Below are 20,785 nucleotides of genomic sequence, written 5' to 3' on the forward strand. Positions count from 1 at the left end.
TCTCAAGCTGCCTGTTTTGCCGTGACGAACGCCGCAAGGCTCGCCACATTGATGAAGTGGTTGCGGGTGTCCTTGGCGTCGGCATCGATCTTGATGCCGTACTTTTTCTGGATCGCCAGGCCCAGCTCCAGGGCATCCACGGAGTCCAGGCCCAGGCCTTCGCCGAAGAGCGTCTGCTCATCGCCAATGTCATCGACACCGATATCCTCCAGGCCCAGGGAATCGATGATCAGCAGTTTTATCTCACGGTGCAGTTCGCTCATCTTCGGCGAGCTCCTTAATATAGTAATGATGCAAGTAGTCGTTGAGCTTGCGCGAGGCCTGCGGCGCAGGCCCCATCGCGGCGAAGGCTTGTGGGTCTATATCGGCCCCCACGCGGAAACTGAAGTGCACGCGGCGCTTGGGGATCCGGTACCAGGGTTCGGCTTTGGTCAGGGTGGTCGGGCTGACCTTGATTATCACCGGGGTAAGGATGCTCGCACCCCGCAGGGCAATAGCCGCCCCTCCACGATGGAAGGCCGGTGGCTGGCCGGGCTGGGTGCGTGTGCCTTCCGGGAAGATAATCAGGGTTTGCCCGCTCCTGAGCGCGTCGGCGGCGGCATCGAGCATGTCCATGCTGCCGTCGTTGCTGATGTATTCAGTGCAGCGTAGCGGACTGCGGGTAAAGGGGTTCTCCCAAAGGCTTTGCTTGACCACGCAATTGGCGTGGCGCACCAGGCCGATCAGAAACACCACGTCGATCAGCGACGGGTGATTGGCCATGATCATCTGTCCCGGACGGCCGAGGCGTTCTGCGCCCTGGATGTCGTAGGTCAGCACGCCGGTACGGGTCATGAACCGCACAAACAGCCAGAACAGCCGGCTGACCGTCGCGCGTGCCCGCCGCCTGTGGGTCGGGGCATCTGCGGGCAAGCAACCGAGTACCGGAAAAACCACCAGCCGCAGGCACAGCCCACCCAACCCGAACAGGGCAAAGCTGGCAGCCGTCGCCAGCAGGCGCCAGTAGTAGGCGTCGCGGGTTTTTTCGGTCACGGATTGCGTTGCCAGGTCCATACACGATTTTTCCAGGCATGTTGGCAAGAAGTCTCCTGGCCGAGGAGCACAGGTAACAGATTCAGCGCGTGGGGCCAGTGGGCTTTGGACAACGGATCCGCTGCGCTGTTCAGGGACAGCTGCCAGTCTTTACCGGGGGTCAGCAGCAAGCCGACGGCGTAGGGAAACGGCACGTCGTCGATCCACGGTGAGTAGGCCTTGGGGGGCTGATCTTCGGTCACCACCAGCAGCACTGCCGGTGCACCTTCATCGAGCAGGGCCGCGGCTTCCAGCACGCCATGTTCGAGGCCGTCACCGGCGGCGGCCAGGGCGGTCATTTCGCTGGTTTCCCCGCGCATGATCGACCACAGTCCGATGATCGCATTGTGCACTGACAGGCTGAACTGGGTAGGCGACAGCGGCTGCTCGGTCGCCAGGTCGCTGAGGATCTCGAAGGTGCGCGGGGTTTCACCATGACGGGACACGAACACCAATGGCAGTTGCTCGCGACCTTCGGCCAGCGGCCAGCCGACGCTGAAGGCCATGCGGGCCAGGCGGCTCAGGCGGCGGCGCTGCATGGCTGGAAGAAAGGATACGTCGGGAGCCTCATCGCTGGCCGGGAGTACCACCGGTTGGCGGCTCCAGGCTTGCCAGTCGTCCACGCTTACGAGCCCAGGGGCCCAGGCGCGCCATTGGGCGATGCTGAATGTGATCACTGAATTCTTCCCGCCCCTGCGGGCTTCCTTGACGCGGTAAGTCGTTTCGATTGGCGACTGACCTGGCGTGGCACGGCGGCCGAGTGTCGCGCATTATCCCGGTGCTGTTGGCTTGTAGCAAATGCTGGTTACATTTTGTTCAGTAGATGGTGAGCGTTCTCAAGTAACCGGCGGCGGGGCAGTTCTGTGGTTTTCGCCGGGGAAATCTGCCAGCCACTTCTTCAGTCATTGGAAGATCGCGCTGGTTAACTCGAAGAGATTGCAGCTGACTCTGTAGTCTGTTTGCCGCCAAGGTAGCTAAGCGGCATCGAGGCCTACTACACTCGGTCATTCTTTGATACACGGAGGTTTTGCAATGCGGCGCGTGGTGTTCAATCAGAAAGGTGGCGTGGGCAAATCCAGTATCGCCTGCAATCTGGCGGCGGTCAGCGCCAGCGAGGGCTATCGCACCCTGCTGGTGGATCTCGATGCCCAGGCCAATTCCACTCAATACCTCACCGGCCTGACCGGCAATGACATTCCGATGGGGATTGCCGACTTCTTCAAGCAGACCCTGTCGTCCGGGCCGTTCTCGAAGAAGAACCGGGTGGATATCTATGAAACCCCGTTCGACAACCTGCACGTGATCACCGCCACGGCTGAACTGGCCGACCTGCAGCCTAAGCTTGAGGCGAAGCACAAGATCAACAAGCTGCGCAAATTGCTCGACGAACTGGCCGAAGACTACGACAGGATCTACCTCGACACCCCGCCAGCCCTGAACTTTTATGCGGTTTCAGCGTTGATCGCCGCCGATCGGGTGTTGATTCCCTTTGATTGCGACAGTTTTTCCCGTCAGGCGCTGTACGGCCTGCTGGCGGAGATCGAAGAATTGAAGGAAGACCACAACGAAGGCCTGGAGGTCGAAGGCATCGTGGTCAACCAATTCCAGGCGCGGGCCAGCCTGCCGCAGCAGATGCTCGATGAGCTGATTGCCGAAGGCCTGCCCGTGTTGCCGGTGTACCTGGGCAGTTCGGTGCGCATGCGTGAGTCGCACCAGGCCAATACGCCGCTGATCCACCTTGATCCACGGCACAAGCTGACCCAGCAATTCGTTGAGCTGCACAATCTGCTGGAAAACGCCTGACTCTAGCTGTCAACACAGAACCACTGTGGGAGCGAGCCTGCTCGCGAAAGCGGTGTATCAGGCGACATCTTTATTGAATGTCAGTCCGCTATCGCGAGCAGGCTCGCTCCCACAGGGTCTGTGTTGTTTCAGATGCCTTGGCTGCGCAGCCAGGCCATCAACTGCGGTAACGGGAACGCCCCGCTCTGCCGGGCGATTTCCCGGCCGTTCTTGAACAGGATCAGGCTCGGAATCGAGCGAATCCCCAGCTGCGCCGACAACTGCTGGTTTGCTTCGCTGTCCAGCTTGGCCAGCCGGCACTTGCCCGCCAGTTGTCCGGCCGCCTGCTCGAACACCGGTGCAAACGACTTGCACGGCCCGCACCAGTCCGCCCAGACGTCTACCAGCAGCGGCAGATCGCCCTTGATCTGGCTGGCGTAGTCGCCTTGCTTCAATTCAAACGGCTTGCTCAGCAGGACTTCGGCCTTGCAGCGCCCGCATTTTGGATGGTCGTCGAGGCGCTCGGCAGGGATGCGGTTGAGGCCGTTGCAAGCAGGGCAGGGAATGAGGCTTGGGGACGTCATGATTAGTTCTCGGAAGGCAATCTATGAAGAAGATCTGGTGGCGGAATCTGGTTTATCAAGAAGGCAGTTTGTAGGGCATTACCTTCTTCAGATAAAGATAAACCCTACATGCATTGGCGTATGAGCTGACTTCCCGCTCAATATCAGGCTGTTAGCCTGACGCTTTGCGTGCGGCTCTGTGGTCGGCGTTTCAAACTGAAGGGATCTAACAATCATGAGTAACACAAATGAGTCGGCTTCGGTCGCCGAGTCAACTACTTACAATGATGTAAACATGAGTTGCGGGCATTGCAGTTCGTTGTTGACACCTTCGTATCAGCAGGCGTTTGAACTGATCGAGCTACACCCGATCTCTTGCGATCAATGCGGTTCGGAACTTCTGCTTGAGGAAGGTGACCGTCAGGTGCTGGACAAGAAGCTACAAACAGCCGCCCGCGTGGGAAAGATGGCCTTGCTGATTATGTTGCCTTATTTCTTGATCGGTATGGTTGCAAGCCTCTACGCGGCAGACCCTGAAGTTTCAGGTTTGTTTGTGGCGATCGGCTTTGGATTAGCGTTCATTATCAAGAGTGCCGCTACGGTTAATATTGATCGCGACTTTGTGCTTTTCAAGCACGGTAAGCGGCCTGAGCCGGCTCAGGCCGATTGATGCAACGAGTTTTTGGCTCGCATTCCGAGCTTGGAAGATTGCTTTAGCATTTTGCCTAGATGTTTATCTGAATATCACCTCACGACGAACAACTGATCTCCAGATGCTTGCCCCATTCCGGCGGGCGTTCAGCGTAGCTGTCCATTCCCGGTTGTTGCTCGAACGGCTTGCTCAGCACCGCGTGCAGGCGGCGGACTTCGCAATAGTCGCCATTTTCTGCCGCATCGATGGCTTTTTGCGCCAGATAGTTGCGCAGGATGTACAGCGGGTTGACCGCGTGCATCCGTGTGCGGCGCTGTTCCTGGTCAACCACCCCTTCACGGGCCACCCGGGCGCTGTAACGCTCGCCCCACGCATCGAAACCCTGGATGTCGACAAAGTCATCGCGCAAGCGGGCTAGGGCCTGCTCGGGTGCCTGATCGCCGAGGCGGCGGAAAAACAGGCTGTAGTCGACGGCACTGTTTTGCATTAACTGCAGTAGCTGCTCGACCAGGGTCTGGTCACTGTCTTCGCCGGTGGTCAGGCCCAGGCGTCGGCGCATCAGGTCCAGGTAATGGGCCTGGAACAGCGGCAAGTACAGGCTCAGGACCTCGCGCAGGGCTTCGACACTGATGAATGGCGTCAGGGCCTGCGCCAGGGCGCTGAGGTTCCACTGGCCGATCGGTACCTGGTTGCTGAACGAGTAGCGGCCCTGGTCATCGGAGTGGTTGCAGATGAAGTGGGCATCGAAATCGTCGAGAAAGGCGAATGGCCCGAAGTCGAAGGTGATGCCCAGGATCGACATGTTGTCGGTGTTCATCACCCCGTGGCAGAACCCATAGGCCTGCCACTTGGCAATCAGCTCGGCGTTGCGCTCGACGATTTCGCGGAACATCGCCAGGTAAGGTTCCGGCTGTTCCAGGCACTCGGGGAAGTGTTGCGCCAGGACGTGTTCGCCGAGGGCCTTCTGTTGCTCGGGACGTTTGGTGTAGTAGAAGTATTCAAAGTGGCCGAAACGCACGTGGCTCGGCGCCAGGCGCAGGACCATCGCCGCCCGTTCCTGTTTCTCGCGCCACACCGGTGTGCTGGAGCCGATCACACAAAGCGCGCGGCTGCTCGGGATGCCCAGTGCGTGCAGCGCTTCCGAGGCGAGGAACTCGCGGATCGAGGAACGCAGCACGGCGCGGCCATCGCCCATGCGTGAGTAGGGCGTCTGCCCGGCCCCCTTGAGGTGCAGGTCCCAATGCTCGCCGGCCTGGTTGTAGACCTCGCCCAGCAATAGCCCGCGGCCATCGCCCAGTTGCGGGTTGTAGGAACCGAACTGATGCCCGGAGTAGACCATTGCCCGGGGTTCGGCTTCTGCCCACAGTTTGTGACCGCCGAACAGCTCGGCGAACACCGGGGTCTCGGCCACCGCCGGGTCGAGGTCCAACAGGGCCATGGCGGCGGGGCTGGCCACGACCAGGCGCGGCTCGCTGATGGGCTCGGGCAGGACATGGGTTGAGAACGCGTCGCCCAGGCGAGCGAAGCGGTTGTCGAAGGTCAGTTCGTCGAGGGCTTTCAACGGCCATCTCCAGCAGAATGTCCGAGCATTCTGCTGGGGATTGCCCGGTTAGTCGAGTTTCGGCGCGGGTGGTTGTTGCTCGCCAGAGAGGTCCTTTGCCGCAACGATGGTTTTCGCTTCCGGTTCGATCGGCACCATCTTGTATTCCTGGCCGTGGAGGTTCTTCAGGTACACCTCCATCTGCCGGAACGAGATGTTGATGTGCTGCTTCTTGAATTCGCGGTTGATGAACCGGTTGATCTCGTCGAGGACCGGGTTGCGGTCACCCAGGTCACGCACATGCACGCGCAGTTCGTGATCCAGGGTGCTTTCGCCGAAGTTCAGGAAGTACACGTGGGGCTCCGGCTCCTTGAGCACCCGCGGGTTATCGCGGGCGGCCTTGAGCAGCAGCTCCTTGACCAGGTCCAGGTCCGAGCCATAGTCCACGCCAAGCTTGAGCGTCACACGGGTGATGGTGTCGGTCAGCGACCAGTTGATCAGTTGCCCGGTGATGAACGTCTTGTTCGGGACGATGATGTCCTTGCGGTCGAAGTCGGTGATGGTGGTTGCGCGGATGCGGATTTTGCTCACCGTGCCCGACAGGTTGCCGATGGTGATGGTGTCGCCGATCCGTACCGGACGCTCGAACAGGATCATGATCCCGGAGATGAAGTTGGCGAAGATTTCCTGCATGCCGAAACCCAGGCCGACCGAGAGCGCCGCCACCAGCCATTGCAGCTTGTCCCAACTGACCCCGAGGGTCGACAGGGTGGTCACGAAACCGATGCCGGCGATCACGTAGGTCAGCAAGGTGGTGGTGGCGTAGGCGCTGCCCTGGGCCAGGTCAAGCTTGGACAGCACCAGCACTTCCAGCAGGCCGGGCAGGTTGCGCGCCAGGGCCATGGTGATGCCGATGATGATCAGGGCGCCGAGCATGTCGCCGATGCTGATCGGCACCATGCTCATGTTGGCGCCGGTGCCGCTGGTGTATTCGTAGAGGGTGATGTTGTCCAGGTACGAGAACACCGTGATCAGGTCGGCCCAGACCCAGTACAGGGCGGCAATGAAGCCACCCAGCAGGGCCAGGCGGATCAGGCGCAGGGATTGCTCGTTGACCTTCTCGATGTCCAGCGTCGGTTCTTCGACCACCACTTCGCCATCGCCGGCTTCCTTGGCCGCCAGGCGCTTGGTCAACGCCCGCTGGTAGGCCAGGCGCCGAGCCGCCACGGACAGGCCACGCACGAAGGTGGCCTCGATCACCAGCCAGAACATCAACAGGTACAGGGTGTTGATCAACCGGTCGCTGAGCTTCAGGGCGGTGTAGAAGTAGCCAAAGCACACGGCAATGAACAGCGCCACGGGCAGCGCGGTGAACATCACCCCGACCGCCTTGCGAAACAGCGAGGCGTTGTTGTGGGTCGGGCTGTGGAGCAACAGGCGACTGAGCAGCCAGGCCATCAGGGCGTAGCAGGTCAGCACCACGCCGATGCCCAGCACATCATCGGCCAGTGCCGCCGGTTGCAACTCGGCCACCGCTACCACGGCGACCAGTGCGATCACCACCACGCCCAGGCGCCGGATCCAGCCGCGAAGAAACTCGACCTGGGGTTTTTCCCAGCGGAAGTGCAACTGCGCCACGCCGCCGGGAGCCAGGATCCGGTAGGCGGTGTAGAACACCAGCCAGGCCTGGGACACTTGCAGCAGGGCCGCACCGAGGTTGGTGTTTTGCCCGCGGGCGTCGATCTGCAAGGCGTAGCCACACAGCGCCAGTGCCAGGGAAACCGGCATCGCCAGCAGCACATTGATCAGAATTGCCTGGGGCGTGTGCCATTGACTGTCGCGCTTGAAGTGCCCGATATCCTGGTGGACCTTGTTCAGGCGGCCATACAGGTACTTGCGGCGCCACAGTAGAAAGCCGATCAGCAGCGCCAGCGGGGTGAACAGCAGCGGTCGCTGGATCAGGCCGTCACTCAGCTCGGTCAGGGTCGAGGTCCAGGGCAGGGTGTTGATCTGCTTTTCCAGGCGCGTCGGCACGGCCCGCAGCCATTCCAGGTCCAGCGGCTTGTTGCTGGGGATCCAGAACATCTGTTCGTCGAGGGTCGAGCGCAGGTTCTGGGCGGTGGTCAGCAGTTGCTTCTGGTTCAACTGCAGGGTGATGGATTCGTTGAGCAGGGCGCTCAGCTCACGGTTCAGGCGCTCCAGCAGGTCGACCCGGGTCAGCGCCAGCTCCAGCAGGTTCTTGCGCAGTTGCGGGGTAACCTGGTCCGGCGGTTGGGCTGCCAGCAAGTTATCCACATAGGCTGTGGGATTGCTGATCAGCTCGCGTTGCTGATTGACTTCGAATTGGTACAGGCGGATGTCGGCAATCTGGTCGGCCAGGTCGCGGTCCAGGCGCAAGCGGGGCAGGGCCTGCTTTTGCTTGTAGAGGATCTTCGACAGCAGCAGGCTGCCCTTGAGGACGCTGATCTGTTCGTCCAGCGCCGCGTCGCTCTGGGTCACGGTGTCGAGCTGCTGCTTGGTTTGCAGGTTCTGCTGGGTCAGTTCGTTGAGGCGGTCGGTGCTTTTGAGCAGGTAGTCGGAGAGCTTCAGGTTGGCCGCGCTTTCGGTGGCGAGCAGGCTGCTGCCGCCGGCTTTCTGGGCTTCGATCGACTGCTGGGTAACCGTCTCCTGGGACTGTGCCAGGCGTTTCTGGTTGATCAGGGTCTGCAGGTCCTGGATCTCCCGCTCCATACGCACAGTGCGTTCGGTCAGCAGGTCGTGCTGGCTGTTGCCCAGGTCCTGTAGCTGGCTGTTGCCGGCCAGTTCCTGGCGGCGCAGCGGGATCAGCGCATTCAGGGCGGCGAGCTCGGCGTTGAGCAGATCGCGTTGCTCGTTGGAGAGAGTCTTGCCGTTGTCCTTGCCGGTCTTGAGGATGTTGTTGATCTGCAGGATACGGGTCTGGCTGCTGCTGATTTCGGCCTGGGCGCGCTCGGGGCGGGTCTGGGCCGTGATGATCAGGCTATTGGCATCGGCCAGGGCCTTTTGCAGGTCGCTTTGCTGGGTACTGCGCTCGGTGAGCATCTGTTCGAGCTGCGGCACGCTCAGGCTGGCGTAGCGCTGGGCAACCGGGATCACCTTGGTCGCCTCGAGACGGTCCAGTTCGCGCTGGTTCTCGATGTTCTGCTTGGGCGCGGTGCTCAGCTGTTGCTTGAGGTCGTTGAGGCGCTTGTCGTAATCGGCCTTGTTCGACAGCTGGGTCAGGGTCTGTTGCAGTACCGCTTGCAGGGCTTTTTGATCGGCCTCGGGCAGTTTGCGTTCGGCGATCTTGTCCAGGCTCTTCTGCACGGTGTCAGCGGAAGGTGGTTCGGCCGCCTGCAGGGTGCCGACGGAAAGACTCAGCCCCAACAGGGCTACAGCTAAAAATGTGCGCAGGGTTGGCATAGAGACCGATCGAAAACGTGGCGGAAAAAGGAGTTTAGAGGAACAACCCGGGGCCCGGGCGACTTCCTTCGGGGAATCTGACGCCCACTTTGGCAATCTTGTTCCCGTCCATGACCGCAACCGTCCAGATGGTGTTGTTCCATTCCACCTGGTCACCTACCACCGGAGCGCCGCCGACTTTCTGGGTAATGAAGCGGCCCAGCGGCATGTCCGGATCGACCCCTTCGAGTTGCAGCCCGTACAGCGCGGAAACCGCGCCCAGCTGGGCGTCGCCTTCGAGAACGAAGTCGCCGAAAAAACGCAGGTCGAGGCCCCGTTGCGGGGCCTGGCTGAACAGTTTTCCGAGGGCCGGGAGGTTGTGTTCATGGCCGATCACGCAGAGCAAATCATCGACTTCGAGCACCGTACTACCCGACGGATGGAGCAGTTGCTGGCCGCGAAACAGGGCAGCGATGCGGGTGCCTTCGGGCATTTTCAGCTCGCGCAGGGCTGCGCCGATGCACCACTTTTCCGCGCCGAGACGGTAAACGAACAGTTCCCACTCGCTGGTCACGTGCACTTCCAGGGCTGCGCGGGAGATCGGCGCGGGCTCCGGCGGCACCGTCACCTTCAGCAGCTTGGCCACCCACGGCAGGCTCGTGCCCTGGACCAGCAGCGACACCAGCACGATGAAGAACGCCAGGTTGAAGTACAGCTGGGCGTTGGGCAGCCCGGCCATCAGCGGGAACACCGCGAGAATGATCGGTACCGCGCCGCGCAGGCCGACCCAGGAAATGAACACCTTTTCCCGGCCATGGAAAGCCTTGAATGGCAGCAGGCCGACCATCACCGACAGCGGCCGGGCAAACAGGATCATCCACAGGGCCAGGCCAAGGGCCGGCAGGGCGATCGGCAGCAGGTCGTGGGGCGTTACCAGCAGGCCCAACACCAGGAACATGCCGATTTGCGCCAGCCATGCCATGCCGTCGAGCATGTGCAAAATGCCGTGGCGGCTGCGCACCGGGCGGTTGCCGATCACCAGGCCGCACAGGTACACCGCAAGGAAACCACTGCCGTGCAGGGCGTTGGTCAGGGCAAAGACCACCAGGCCACCGGCGATCACCAGGATCGGGTACAGGCCGGTGGCGAGGTTGATCCGGTTGACCATCTGCAGCATCAGCCAGCCACCGCCCAGGCCAATCAGGCCGCCGATGCCGAACTCGCGCAGCAGGTGAGTCAGCAGGCTCCAGTGCAGGCCGGTCTGGCCGCTGGCGAGCATGTCGATCAGGGTCACGGTGAGGAACACCGCCATCGGGTCGTTGCTGCCGGACTCGATTTCCAGGGTGGCCGTCACACGTTCGTTGAGGCCCTTGCCGCCGAGCAGGGAGAACACCGCCGCGGCATCGGTGGAGCCGACGATGGCGCCGATCAACAGGCCCTGGATCAGGTTCAGGTCGAACAGCCAGGCCGCGGCCATGCCGGTCAGCCCGGTGGTGATCAGCACCCCGACGGTGGCCAGCGACAACGCCGGCCATAACGCCACGCGAAAGCTCGAGACTCTGGTGCGCAAGCCGCCATCGAGCAGGATCACGGCCAGGGCCAGGTTGCCGACCAGGTACGCGGTGGGGTAGTTATCGAAAATGATGCCGCCACCGTCAACGCCGGCGGTCATGCCCACGGCCAGGATGATCACCAGAATCGGGATGCCCAGACGGGAGGAAAGTGAACTTACTAGAATGCTCGCACCTACCAGCAACGCGCCGATCAAGAACAGGCTGTTGATGGTCGTCGCATTCAAAGGCAGTACTCCGGAAAGCTGAAAGGCGGGCGCGAACTGACCATGCAGTCTGCGTGCCAGCGATTCTAACCTGTTGAAATGTGATGCTGTCAAAAAGCTTTTAAGTGGCCTGTTTCACCCCCGTGTAATCAAGGGGGCGTGGGTAACATTTGCTTGCCCCTGACGAGTTGCAGGAACCAGATGGGCCAATCGCAGTCTTTAACATTCGCGGGAAAGATCGCCGCCAGGAAAATCAAGGCTCTGCGCCGCAATAACCCTGGCGCCTGTGGTGACTTTTCTTTATCGTACGCGCCCTTTGAAAATGCCCGGAATATCAAAATGTTGGAAGCAACCCTAAGCCAATTGGAACAACTGGTCAGCGAGCTGGTGCAACAGAACCAGGAACTGCTCGGCACTAACCAGGCCCTGAGCGCCGAGCTGGCGCAGGCCAAGGACGAAAACGAAAGCCTGCAACTGAGCCTGATGGAACAGGAAGAAAAGCAGGGTGCCACCGTAGCCCGTATTCAAGCCCTGGTTGAGCGTGTGAGCGCAGGTCCTGTGAACGCATGAATCACGGTGCCGATGGGGTAAAAGTCGTTTCCATTCTTGGAGAAGACTATTCGATCAAGGCGCCGGCCGGGGAAGAGCAGATGCTGCTCGATGCCGCGCTCATGCTCAAGGCGGTGCTGGCTGAGACCAAGAAGAAATACCCGACCCTGATCGGGGACAAACTGCTGGTGCTGACGGCGATGAACCTGTGTTCAAAGCAGTTGGAAATGCAGAAACGTCACCAACAGGAACTCGACCGTTACCAAGAGCAAGTCAGCGCCACGGTCGAAGTGATTGCCAAGACCATCAGTCAGGTCTGACTGAAAATAGCGTCGGCCCAGCTGGCGCTATCGCGGGCAAGCCCCGCTCCCACTTATCTGTGAACAACACAGATCCTTGTGGGAGCGGGCTTGTTCCGGGCGGCGATCCGATGATTGGATTTCAGCAGCACCGCAAGGCAGTGATCAAAACCACTCATCCTGCATGCCCAGGCACACGTCATCGCGCGCTTCAAGAATCGCCAGCTCATGGTGGCAACCCGGCACTTCCCAAGTCAGGAAGTAGCGCGCCGCTTGCAGCTTGCCTTTATAGAAGCCGACGTCCGCGGCATTGCCCTTGGCCAACCCTTCTTCGGCGCGGATCGCCTGTTCCAGCCAGCGCCAGCCGATCACCGTGTGACCAAATACCTTCAGGTACAGCGCCGAGTTGGCCAGGCTGCTGTTGACCTTGCCCTGAGCCAGATCGGTCAGCAGGCCGATGGTCACGGTTTGCAGGCGCGCCACCAGCTTTTCTAGTGGCTCACGTAATGGCGTCAGCGATTCATATGCCTGGGCACGTTCGGCGGTGTCGGCGATCAGGCGGATCAGTTGCTTGAGCCCCGCGCCGCCGTTCTGCGCGAGCTTGCGCCCCAGCAGGTCCAGCGACTGAATGCCGTGGGTGCCCTCGTGGATCGGGTTCAGGCGGTTGTCGCGGTAATACTGCTCCACCGGGTACTCGCGGGTGTAGCCGTGGCCGCCGAGGATCTGGATCGCCAGTTCGTTGGCCTTCAGGCAGAACTCCGATGGCCAGGATTTGACGATGGGCGTCAGCAGGTCCAGCAGTTCGTGCGCCTTTTTGCGCTCGGCTTCGGTCTCAAGCGTCGTGGTGTCATCGAACAATCGCGCCGCGTAGAGGCCGAGGTCGAATGCGCCTTCGACGTAGGCTTTCTGGGTCAGCAGCATGCGCTTGACGTCGGCGTGCTGGACGATCGAGACCGGGGCGGTATTCGGGTCCTTGCTGTCCGGCAGGCGACCTTGCGGGCGTTCGCGGGCGTATTCCAGGGAATACAGGTAGCCGGCATACCCCAGCATCACCGCGCCCATGCCGACGCCGATCCGCGCCTCGTTCATCATCTGGAACATGCAGCTTAGGCCTTGGTGCGGCTTGCCTATCAGATAGCCGACACACTCCCCGTTATCGCCGAAGTTCAACGCAGTCGAAGTGGTGCCGCGCCAGCCCATCTTGTGGAACAGGCCGGCCAGCAGCACGTCATTGCGCTTACCGAGGCTGCCGTCATCGTTGACCAGGAACTTGGGGACGATGAACAGCGAAATCCCTTTCACGCCGGCCGGCGCGTCCGGCAGCTTGGCCAGCACCATGTGCACGATGTTTTCCGAGAGCGGATGATCGCCGCCGGAAATAAAGATCTTGTTCCCCTTGAGACGATAAGTACCGTCAGACGCCGGTTCGGCGCGGGTGCGGATGTCCGACAGCGACGAGCCAGCGTGGGGTTCGGTGAGGGCCATGGTGCCGAAAAACCGACCGTCGATCATTGGCTGCAGGAAACGTTGTTTCTGCTCGTCGGTGCCAAAGCTCTCGATCAGGTTGGCCGCGCCCATGGTCAGGAACGGGTAGGAAGTGGTTGCCGCGTTGGCTGCTTGAAAGTGGGCGAAACAGGCTTGCGACAGCAGGGTCGGCAACTGCATGCCACCGGCCTCGAAACTGCGGGCGGCGTTGAGAAAACCGGCCTCGAGGAAGGCATCCACGGCAGGTTTGACTTCCGGGATCAGGATCGCCTTGCCGTCTTCATAGCGCGGCTCGTTCTCGTCGCCCTTGCGGTTATGGGGCGCAAAGTACTTCTCGGCGATGCTGCGGGCGGTGCCAATGGCCGCGTCAAAGGTCTCGCGGTTGTGCTCGGCGAAACGCTCGCGCAGGGTCAAGCCCTCGGCATCGAGGACTTCGTACAGCTCGAAAGCCAGATTGCGGGAACTGAGCAGCGTCTCGGACATGGCGGCCTACCTGTTTTGGAATGGGCCGAGTCTAGAGGCGGGAAGGGCGGGGTGAACAGGAAGATTGATGAGCGTGATGGTGGGCAAGAGCGGTGACTTAACATACTCACCACAAACCACTGTGGGAGCTGGCTTGCCAGCGATGGCGGCAGATCAGTCAACACTAATGGTGACTGACACATCGCTATCGCTGGCAAGCCAGCTCCCACAGGGATTGTTGCTTAACCGGGCATCTGTTGCAGTTGCCCGGCTTATCGGTTTTAGCCGATCGTCATCAAGCTGGCGTTACCGCCGGCCGCTGCGGTGTTGACGCTCAGCGCGCGCTCGATCACCAGGCGTTCCAGCGCAATGCCGGTTTCCCCCGGCGCCTGGCCGTGGACCCCGACGATGGCGCCGGCACGGGTTGCCACTTGCTGGCAAACCGCACGCAACTGGTCGGAGTGACCATGATGCAGCACGGCATCAATGACGACTTCGTCCTTGGTCCAGTCTGCAACCCGCTGGATGCGCGCCTGTACTTCTTTTGGCAGACGGGCCAGCAGTGCCTTGCTCAGCTCGTTCTCCGGCATCACTGCCGAGCCGCCCACGGCCAGGACCGCAGCCAGTTGCGTCAGCAGGTCGCTTTCGCTGTCCGCCAGGCACAGTACGTGTTCGCGCGGCAGGATCGCATAGCTGTTGCGCTCGCCGGTCGGGCCGGCCAGGACGCGGGTGATACCGCTTTGCGATTGCTCGGCGAACTTCACGCACAGGGCGCTGAGGTCGTTGAGCTTGTGGCTGTCGGCCCAGGCTTGCAGGGCGGTCAGTGGCTTGCGCATGGCATCACGCAGACGCACATCCGGCGCTGTCTCGGCATCGGCACGGGCGAAGGATTGCTCGATCGCGTCGCTTGGGCGAGTCGACAGCAGGCGGTACAGGTACAGCGGGCCACCGGCTTTCGGGCCAGTGCCCGACAGGCCTTCGCCGCCGAACGGTTGCACGCCGACCACGGCACCCACGATGTTGCGGTTGACGTAGACGTTACCGGCATTGACGTTGTCGATCACCTTGGCGATGGTCTCGTCGATGCGAGTGTGCACGCCCAGGGTCAGGCCGTAGCCGGAAGCGTTGATCTGCTCGATCAGCAGGTCGATGTCTTTGCGCTTGTAGCGCACCACGTGCAGTACCGGGCCGAAAATCTCGCGTTGCAGCTCGTCGAAGCTTTCCAGCTCGATCAGGGTCGGCATGATGAAGGTGCCGCGTTTGACTTCCTCGCCATCGGCGATTGCCACCTGGTACACGCTGCGACCTTTGTCGCGCATGCCCTGGATGTGCTTCTCGATGCCAGCCTTGGCTTCGGCGTCGATCACCGGGCCGATGTCCACGGACAGGCGCTCCGGATTGCCCAGGCGGCATTCAGCCATGGCGCCCTTGAGCATTTCGATCACGCGGTCTGCCGAATCTTCCTGCAGGCACAGCACGCGCAGTGCCGAGCAACGCTGGCCGGCGCTGTCGAAGGCCGAGGAAACCACATCGATCACCACCTGTTCGGTGAGGGCCGAGGAGTCGACGATCATGGCGTTCTGGCCACCGGTTTCGGCGATCAGTGGAATCGGACGGCCCTGGGAGTCCAGGCGCCCGGCGATGTTGCGTTGCAGCAGGCGCGCGACTTCGGTGGAACCGGTGAACATCACGCCTTTGACGCGATCGTCGCCGACCAGGCCGGCACCGACGGTTTCACCACGGCCTGGCAGCAGTTGCAGGACGCCTTCAGGGATACCGGCTTCGAGCAGCAGGCGCACGGCTTGAGCGGCGATCAGCGGGGTCTGTTCCGCAGGCTTGGCCAGGACCGGGTTGCCGGCGGCCAATGCAGCAGCCACTTGACCACTGAAGATTGCCAATGGGAAGTTCCACGGGCTGATGCACACCACCGGACCCAGTGGGCGGTGGGCGTCGTTGCTGAAATCGTTGCGTGCCTGCACCGCGTAGTAACGCAGGAAGTCCACGGCTTCGCGCACTTCGGCGATGGCGTTGGCGAAGGTCTTGCCGGCTTCGCGGGCCAGCAGGCCCATCAGCGGCTGGATCTCGCCTTCCATCAGGTCGGCGGCACGTTCCAGGATCGCCGCGCGCTCGGCGGGCGGGGTGGCCTGCCAGATCGGTGCGGCGTTGAGGGCGCACTGGATCGCATTGTCGACGTCTTCGACGGTGGCTTCCTGGACATGGCCGACCACGTCGCGATGATCCGACGGGTTGAGGACCGGTGCCGGGGTTTCGCTGCTGGAGGCACAACCGAGCATCGGCGCGGCTTTCCAGTTGTTATGGGCGCTCGACAACAGAGCGCAGGACAGCGAAGCCAGGCGATGTTCGTTGGCCATGTCGATGCCGCTGGAGTTGGCGCGCTCGCTGCCATACAGATCACGCGGCAGCGGGATACGCGGGTGCGGCAAGCCGAAGCCGCCTTCCAGCGTCGCCATCTGCTCGATCTGGTTCACTGGATCGGCCACCAACTCCTGGATGGAGATCGACTGGTCGGCGATCCGGTTGACGAACGAAGTGTTCGCGCCGTTTTCCAGCAGGCGACGTACCAGGTACGCCAGCAGGGTTTCATGGGTGCCGACCGGTGCGTACACGCGGCACGGACGGTTCAGCTTGCCTTCGGAAACCTTGCCCACGACTTGTTCGTACAGTGGTTCACCCATGCCGTGCAGGCACTGGAACTCGTACTGGCCCGGGTAGTAGTTCTGACCGGCGATATGGTAGATGGCCGACAGCGTGTGGGCGTTGTGGGTCGCGAACTGCGGGTAGATGACTTCTGGTACCGACAGCAGTTTTCGCGCGCAAGCAATGTAGGAAACGTCGGTGTACACCTTGCGGGTGTAGACCGGATAGCCTTCCAGGCCTTCGACCTGGGCACGCTTGATCTCGCTGTCCCAGTACGCGCCTTTTACCAGGCGGATCATCAGGCGATGACGGCTGCGGCGAGCCAGGTCGATCACATAGTCGATCACGTACGGGCAACGCTTCTGGTAGGCCTGGATCACAAAACCGATGCCGTTCCAGCCAGTCAGTTGTGGTTCGAAGCACAGGCGCTCGAGCAGATCCAGCGACAGTTCCAGGCGGTCGGCTTCTTCGGCGTCGATGTTCAGGCCAATGTCGTATTGCTTGGCCAGCAAGGTCAGCGACAGCAGGCGCGGGTACAGCTCGTCCATCACGCGCTCGTACTGGGCGCGGCTGTAGCGTGGGTGCAGGGCCGACAGCTTGATGGAGATGCCCGGGCCTTCGTAAATGCCGCGACCGTGGGAAGCCTTGCCGATCGAGTGGATGGCTTGCTCGTAGGACGCCAGGTATTTCTGCGCGTCATGTTCGGTCAGTGCTGCTTCGCCGAGCATGTCGTAGGAGTAGCGGAAGCCCTTGGCTTCGAACTTGCTGGCGTTGGCCAGGGCTTCGGCGATGGTTTCGCCGGTCACGAACTGCTCGCCCATCAGGCGCATGGCCATGTCGACGCCCTTGCGGATCATCGGTTCGCCGCTTTTGCCGATGATGCGGCTCAGGGACGAAGTCAGGCCGGATTCGTTATGGGTGGAGACCAGTTTGCCGGTCAGCAGCAGGCCCCAGGTCGCAGCATTGACGAACAGCGACGGGCTGTTGCCCAGGTGCGGTTGCCAGTTGCCGGTGCTGATCTTGTCGCGGATCAGGGCGTCGCGGGTACCTTTGTCGGGAATCCGCAGCAGCGCTTCGGCCAGGCACATCAGGGCCACGCCTTCCTGGGACGACAGGGAGAATTCCTGCAGCAGACCCTGGACGATGCCTGCACGGCCGCCGGCGCTCTTCTGGTTACGCAGTTTTTCCGCAATCGAGGCGGCCAGCTTGTTGGTGGCCTCGGCCATCGCTGCAGGCAGGCGGGCCTGTTCGAGCAGCATTGGCACCACTTCCGGCTCAGGGCGACGGTAGGCGGCGGTGATCGAGGCGCGCAGGACCGATTGCGGCAGGATGCTTTCCGCGAACTCAAGGAAGCACTGGTGCGCGTGGTCGACGTGCACGTCAGCGCTGTCATCGGCCTCGGCACGGGTCAAACCGTTGAGCTCGGTCAGGGTTGCACCACCCTCAAGTTTTTCCAGGTAATTGAAAATCGCCTGCTTGATCAGCCAGTGCGGCGTGCGATCAATCGAGGTCGCGGCGGCTTTGAGGCGCTCGCGGGTCGGGTCGTCGAGTTTGACCCCAAGGGTGGTGGTAGCCATATTTTTATCCTCATGTTTGCCACGACTGCGTGGCATCAGCTGGCGGCAAGATTAGCGGCGCACTGATGGAGGTGCAACCTGGTGCAACCCTTTTTTGTCGGAATTATCGGCAGTTCGTCAGGAATTAAATTCAAGCAACAGCGTGTCGCCCCTGCTTGGTGCTTTTTCTCCCAGTCCGTTGAGTTTCTTGCTCCGAAAGGGAGCAAAAACTGTCCTTTAAAATAAATTTCCGACTGGGTGCAACTTATTCGGGCGAAACAGGTTGCACCTCATTTGCTTTGTTGAATAGCATTCGCGCCCAAGGTGCAACCATCCACGAGACGGTTCATCGGCTGATGGCTTTCCTGGGGAAACATCAGTCATAAATGCGCGGATTCTCCAATCGTCTTTCAAGCGTAATCGTTTGGTGGCGGTTCAACAGACCGCTGCTACATAAAAACAAAGCCAGGGCGTAACTCAATGAGTGCAAGCAATCCAACCCTGATCACGTTCGTGATCTACATCGCAGCAATGGTGCTGATCGGCTTCATGGCCTATCGCTCCACCAACAACCTTTCTGACTACATTCTCGGTGGCCGTAGCCTGGGCAGCGTCGTGACCGCGCTTTCCGCTGGCGCCTCGGACATGAGTGGCTGGTTGTTGATGGGCCTGCCAGGTGCCATCTATATGTCGGGCCTGTCGGAAAGCTGGATCGCCATCGGCCTGATCATCGGTGCCTACCTGAACTGGCTGTTCGTGGCCGGTCGCCTGCGGGTACAGACCGAGCACAACGGTGATGCACTGACGCTGCCGGACTACTTCTCCAGCCGCTTCGAAGACAAGAGCGGCCTGCTGCGCATCATTTCTGCCGTGGTGATCCTGGTGTTCTTCACCATCTACTGCGCTTCCGGCATTGTGGCTGGCGCCCGTCTGTTCGAAAGCACCTTCGGCATGTCCTACGAGACTGCGCTGTGGGCCGGTGCTGCGGCGACTATTGCCTACACCTTCGTCGGTGGTTTCCTGGCAGTCAGCTGGACCGACACCGTGCAAGCCACACTGATGATCTTCGCCCTGTTGCTGACGCCGATCATCGTGCTGCTGGCCACCGGTGGCGTCGACACCACCTTCCTGGCCATCGAAGCGCAAGATCCAAGCAACTTCGACATGCTGAAAAACACCACCTTCATCGGCATCATCTCGCTGATGGGCTGGGGCCTGGGCTACTTCGGCCAGCCGCACATCCTGGCGCGCTTCATGGCGGCGGATTCGGTGAAATCGATCGCCAAGGCGCGTCGCATCTCCATGACCTGGATGATCCTGTGCCTGGGCGGCACCGTGGCAGTGGGCTTCTTCGGTATCGCCTACTTCTCGGCGCACCCGGAAGTTGCCGGCCCTGTGACCGAGAACCACGAGCGTGTGTTCATCGAGCTGGCCAAGCTGCTGTTCAATCCGTGGATCGCTGGCGTGCTGCTGTCGGCCATTCTGGCGGCGGTAATGAGCACCCTGAGCTGCCAACTGCTGGTGTGCTCGAGTGCCCTGACCGAAGACTTCTACAAGTCCTTCCTGCGTAAGAACGCTTCCCAGGTCGAGCTGGTCTGGGTCGGCCGCGCCATGGTCCTGGCGGTTGCACTGGTGGCCATCGCGATGGCAGCCAACCCGGAAAACCGCGTACTGGGCCTGGTGAGCTACGCCTGGGCCGGCTTCGGTGCCGCCTTTGGTCCGGTTGTACTGATTTCGGTACTGTGGAAAGGCATGACCCGTAACGGCGCACTGGCCGGTATCGTGGTAGGTGCGGTGACTGTGATCGTCTGGAAGCATTTCGAACTGTTGGGTCTGTACGAAATCATCCCGGGCTTCATCTTCGCCAGCCTGGCAATCTTCCTGGTCAGCAAGATGGGCGAACCATCGGCCGGCATGCTGCAGCGCTTTGCCGCAGCAGAGAAAGATTTCCACCTGAACAAGTAATTGCCAGGGCCAATGCCCTGATCAATCGCTGATCAAAGAACGGCCCGCAGCCTGATGGATGCGGGCCGTTTTCGTTGGTGGACTTTGCTGAAACAGGCAACTGCAAAAGCGCAGGCCCGCTCAGCCGTGAACCCCTGACTTGCTGGCCGGTAAAAGGTAAACTTCGCCTCCTTCGCAGGAGCAGCCATGAATTATCGTCACGCCTTCCACGCCGGCAATCACGCCGACGTGTTCAAACACCTGACCTTGACCCGCCTCATCGCCCTGATGTCGCGCAAGGAGCAGCCGTTTGCCTATCTCGACACCCACGCCGGCATTGGTCTGTATGACTTGCAGGGCGACCAGGCCAGCCGGACCGGTGAGTACCTGGAGGGTATCGCGCGATTGTGGGGCGAGCCGGACCTGCCGGTGCTGACGGCCGACTACATGCAGGTGCTGCACGAGATGAACCCGGATGGCCAGTTGCGCTACTACCCTGGCTCGCCGGAGCTGGCGCGGCGCCTGACCCGCCCGCAGGATCGTGTCCTGCTCAACGAGAAGCACCCGGAAGACGGCTTGCTGCTCAAGGACAACATGAAGGGCGATCGCCGGGTCAAGGTGCACCTGGGCGAAGGCTGGCATGTGCCCCGGGCGATGCTGCCGGTGCCGGAGAAGCGTGGCTTGATGCTGATCGATCCGCCGTTCGAGAAGCTCGATGAGATGCAGCGCTGTGCCGCTTCGCTCAAAGAAGCGATTGGCCGTATGCGCCAAACCGTGGCTGCGATCTGGTACCCGGTGAAGGACCAGCGCATGTTGCGCCGCTTCTATCAGGACCTGGCCGGCACGGGCGCGCCGAAGTTGCTGCGTGTGGAATTGCTGGTGCATCCGCTGGATACACCGAACAGCCTGAATGGCTCCGGGCTGGCGATTGCCAATCCGCCGTGGGGGCTGGAAGAGGAATTGCGGGAGTTGCTGCCGTGGCTGGCGCAGAAGCTTGGCCAGACCCAGGGTGGGTGGCAGATGGATTGGTTGATCGCCGAGAGTTGAT

Annotated in this window: 15 protein-coding genes; 6 read left to right on the top strand and 9 right to left on the bottom strand. The window is 61.3% G+C overall.

Annotated features, from left to right (window positions below; translation table 11 throughout):
• Positions 1–2: 2 nt before the first annotated feature.
• The 3 genes from QMK50_RS16040 to QMK50_RS16050 are packed head-to-tail and all read right to left on the bottom strand — an operon-like array spanning position 3 to position 1,748.
• Complete coding sequence (locus QMK50_RS16040) at positions 3–263, bottom strand: phosphopantetheine-binding protein (protein ID WP_095167183.1); 261 nt, start codon at positions 261–263, stop codon at positions 3–5.
• On the bottom strand, positions 244–1,053 hold the full coding sequence (locus QMK50_RS16045) for a lysophospholipid acyltransferase family protein (RefSeq protein WP_320333480.1): 810 nt from the start codon (positions 1,051–1,053) through the stop codon (positions 244–246). The genes QMK50_RS16040 and QMK50_RS16045 overlap by 20 nt, the downstream gene beginning before the upstream one ends.
• The gene (locus tag QMK50_RS16050; protein ID WP_320333481.1) at positions 1,029–1,748 is read right to left on the bottom strand and encodes a beta-ketoacyl synthase chain length factor; all 720 of its coding nucleotides are present in this window, start codon (positions 1,746–1,748) and stop codon (positions 1,029–1,031) included. The genes QMK50_RS16045 and QMK50_RS16050 overlap by 25 nt, the downstream gene beginning before the upstream one ends.
• 355 nt (positions 1,749–2,103) lie before the next feature.
• Between QMK50_RS16050 and QMK50_RS16055 the strand changes: the two genes are divergently transcribed.
• Positions 2,104–2,874: a ParA family protein gene (locus QMK50_RS16055; RefSeq protein ID WP_095167177.1), complete on the top strand. Its 771-nt coding sequence runs from the start codon at positions 2,104–2,106 to the stop codon at positions 2,872–2,874.
• A 128-nt stretch (positions 2,875–3,002) separates the two neighbouring features.
• Here the strand turns inward: QMK50_RS16055 and trxC are convergent, their stop codons facing one another.
• Positions 3,003–3,437 (bottom strand): thioredoxin TrxC, encoded by a 435-nt coding sequence (gene trxC, locus QMK50_RS16060; RefSeq protein ID WP_095167175.1) that lies wholly within the window; start codon positions 3,435–3,437, stop codon positions 3,003–3,005.
• A gap of 214 nt (positions 3,438–3,651) precedes the next feature.
• Between trxC and QMK50_RS16065 the strand changes: the two genes are divergently transcribed.
• Entirely contained in the window at positions 3,652–4,086 is a 435-nt protein-coding gene (locus QMK50_RS16065) for a hypothetical protein (protein WP_143501166.1), read from the top strand.
• A 79-nt stretch (positions 4,087–4,165) separates the two neighbouring features.
• On the opposite strand, the gene selO is transcribed toward QMK50_RS16065, so the two are convergent.
• From selO to QMK50_RS16080, 3 genes are read right to left on the bottom strand one after another with little or no spacing between them, the layout of a single operon-like run.
• Positions 4,166–5,629: a protein adenylyltransferase SelO gene (gene selO, locus QMK50_RS16070; RefSeq protein WP_320333482.1), complete on the bottom strand. Its 1,464-nt coding sequence runs from the start codon at positions 5,627–5,629 to the stop codon at positions 4,166–4,168.
• A 48-nt stretch (positions 5,630–5,677) separates the two neighbouring features.
• Positions 5,678–9,028: a mechanosensitive channel MscK gene (gene mscK, locus QMK50_RS16075; RefSeq protein WP_095167169.1), complete on the bottom strand. Its 3,351-nt coding sequence runs from the start codon at positions 9,026–9,028 to the stop codon at positions 5,678–5,680.
• A gap of 34 nt (positions 9,029–9,062) precedes the next feature.
• Positions 9,063–10,805 carry a potassium/proton antiporter gene (locus tag QMK50_RS16080; RefSeq protein ID WP_159993332.1) on the bottom strand — a complete coding sequence of 581 codons (1,743 nt, stop codon included), beginning with the start codon at positions 10,803–10,805 and terminating at the stop codon, positions 9,063–9,065.
• Positions 10,806–11,123: 318 nt separating this feature from the next.
• On the opposite strand from QMK50_RS16080, the gene QMK50_RS16085 reads away from it, so the two are divergent.
• Together QMK50_RS16085 and QMK50_RS16090 are read left to right on the top strand one after the other, a co-directional pair.
• Positions 11,124–11,354: a hypothetical protein gene (locus tag QMK50_RS16085; RefSeq protein WP_320334524.1), complete on the top strand. Its 231-nt coding sequence runs from the start codon at positions 11,124–11,126 to the stop codon at positions 11,352–11,354.
• The gene (locus tag QMK50_RS16090; RefSeq protein ID WP_095167163.1) at positions 11,351–11,653 is read left to right on the top strand and encodes a cell division protein ZapA; all 303 of its coding nucleotides are present in this window, start codon (positions 11,351–11,353) and stop codon (positions 11,651–11,653) included. The genes QMK50_RS16085 and QMK50_RS16090 overlap by 4 nt, the downstream gene beginning before the upstream one ends.
• Positions 11,654–11,797: 144 nt before the next feature.
• Here the strand turns inward: QMK50_RS16090 and QMK50_RS16095 are convergent, their stop codons facing one another.
• Together QMK50_RS16095 and putA are read right to left on the bottom strand one after the other, a co-directional pair.
• Positions 11,798–13,600: an acyl-CoA dehydrogenase gene (locus QMK50_RS16095; RefSeq protein ID WP_320333483.1), complete on the bottom strand. Its 1,803-nt coding sequence runs from the start codon at positions 13,598–13,600 to the stop codon at positions 11,798–11,800.
• 260 nt (positions 13,601–13,860) lie between these two features.
• A complete protein-coding gene (gene putA / locus QMK50_RS16100; protein ID WP_320333484.1) occupies positions 13,861–17,814 on the bottom strand; it encodes a trifunctional transcriptional regulator/proline dehydrogenase/L-glutamate gamma-semialdehyde dehydrogenase in 3,954 nt (1,317 codons plus the stop codon).
• 459 nt (positions 17,815–18,273) lie between these two features.
• On the opposite strand from putA, the gene putP reads away from it, so the two are divergent.
• Together putP and QMK50_RS16110 are read left to right on the top strand one after the other, a co-directional pair.
• Positions 18,274–19,758: a sodium/proline symporter PutP gene (gene putP / locus QMK50_RS16105; protein ID WP_095167159.1), complete on the top strand. Its 1,485-nt coding sequence runs from the start codon at positions 18,274–18,276 to the stop codon at positions 19,756–19,758.
• 186 nt (positions 19,759–19,944) lie between these two features.
• Positions 19,945–20,784, top strand: a complete 840-nt coding sequence (locus tag QMK50_RS16110) for a 23S rRNA (adenine(2030)-N(6))-methyltransferase RlmJ (RefSeq protein ID WP_095167158.1) — start codon at positions 19,945–19,947, stop codon at positions 20,782–20,784.
• The last annotated feature ends 1 nt before the right edge of the window (position 20,785 follow it).

The sequence above is a fragment of the Pseudomonas sp. P5_152 genome (assembly GCF_033989915.1).
Taxonomy (GTDB): Bacteria; Pseudomonadota; Gammaproteobacteria; order Pseudomonadales; family Pseudomonadaceae; genus Aquipseudomonas.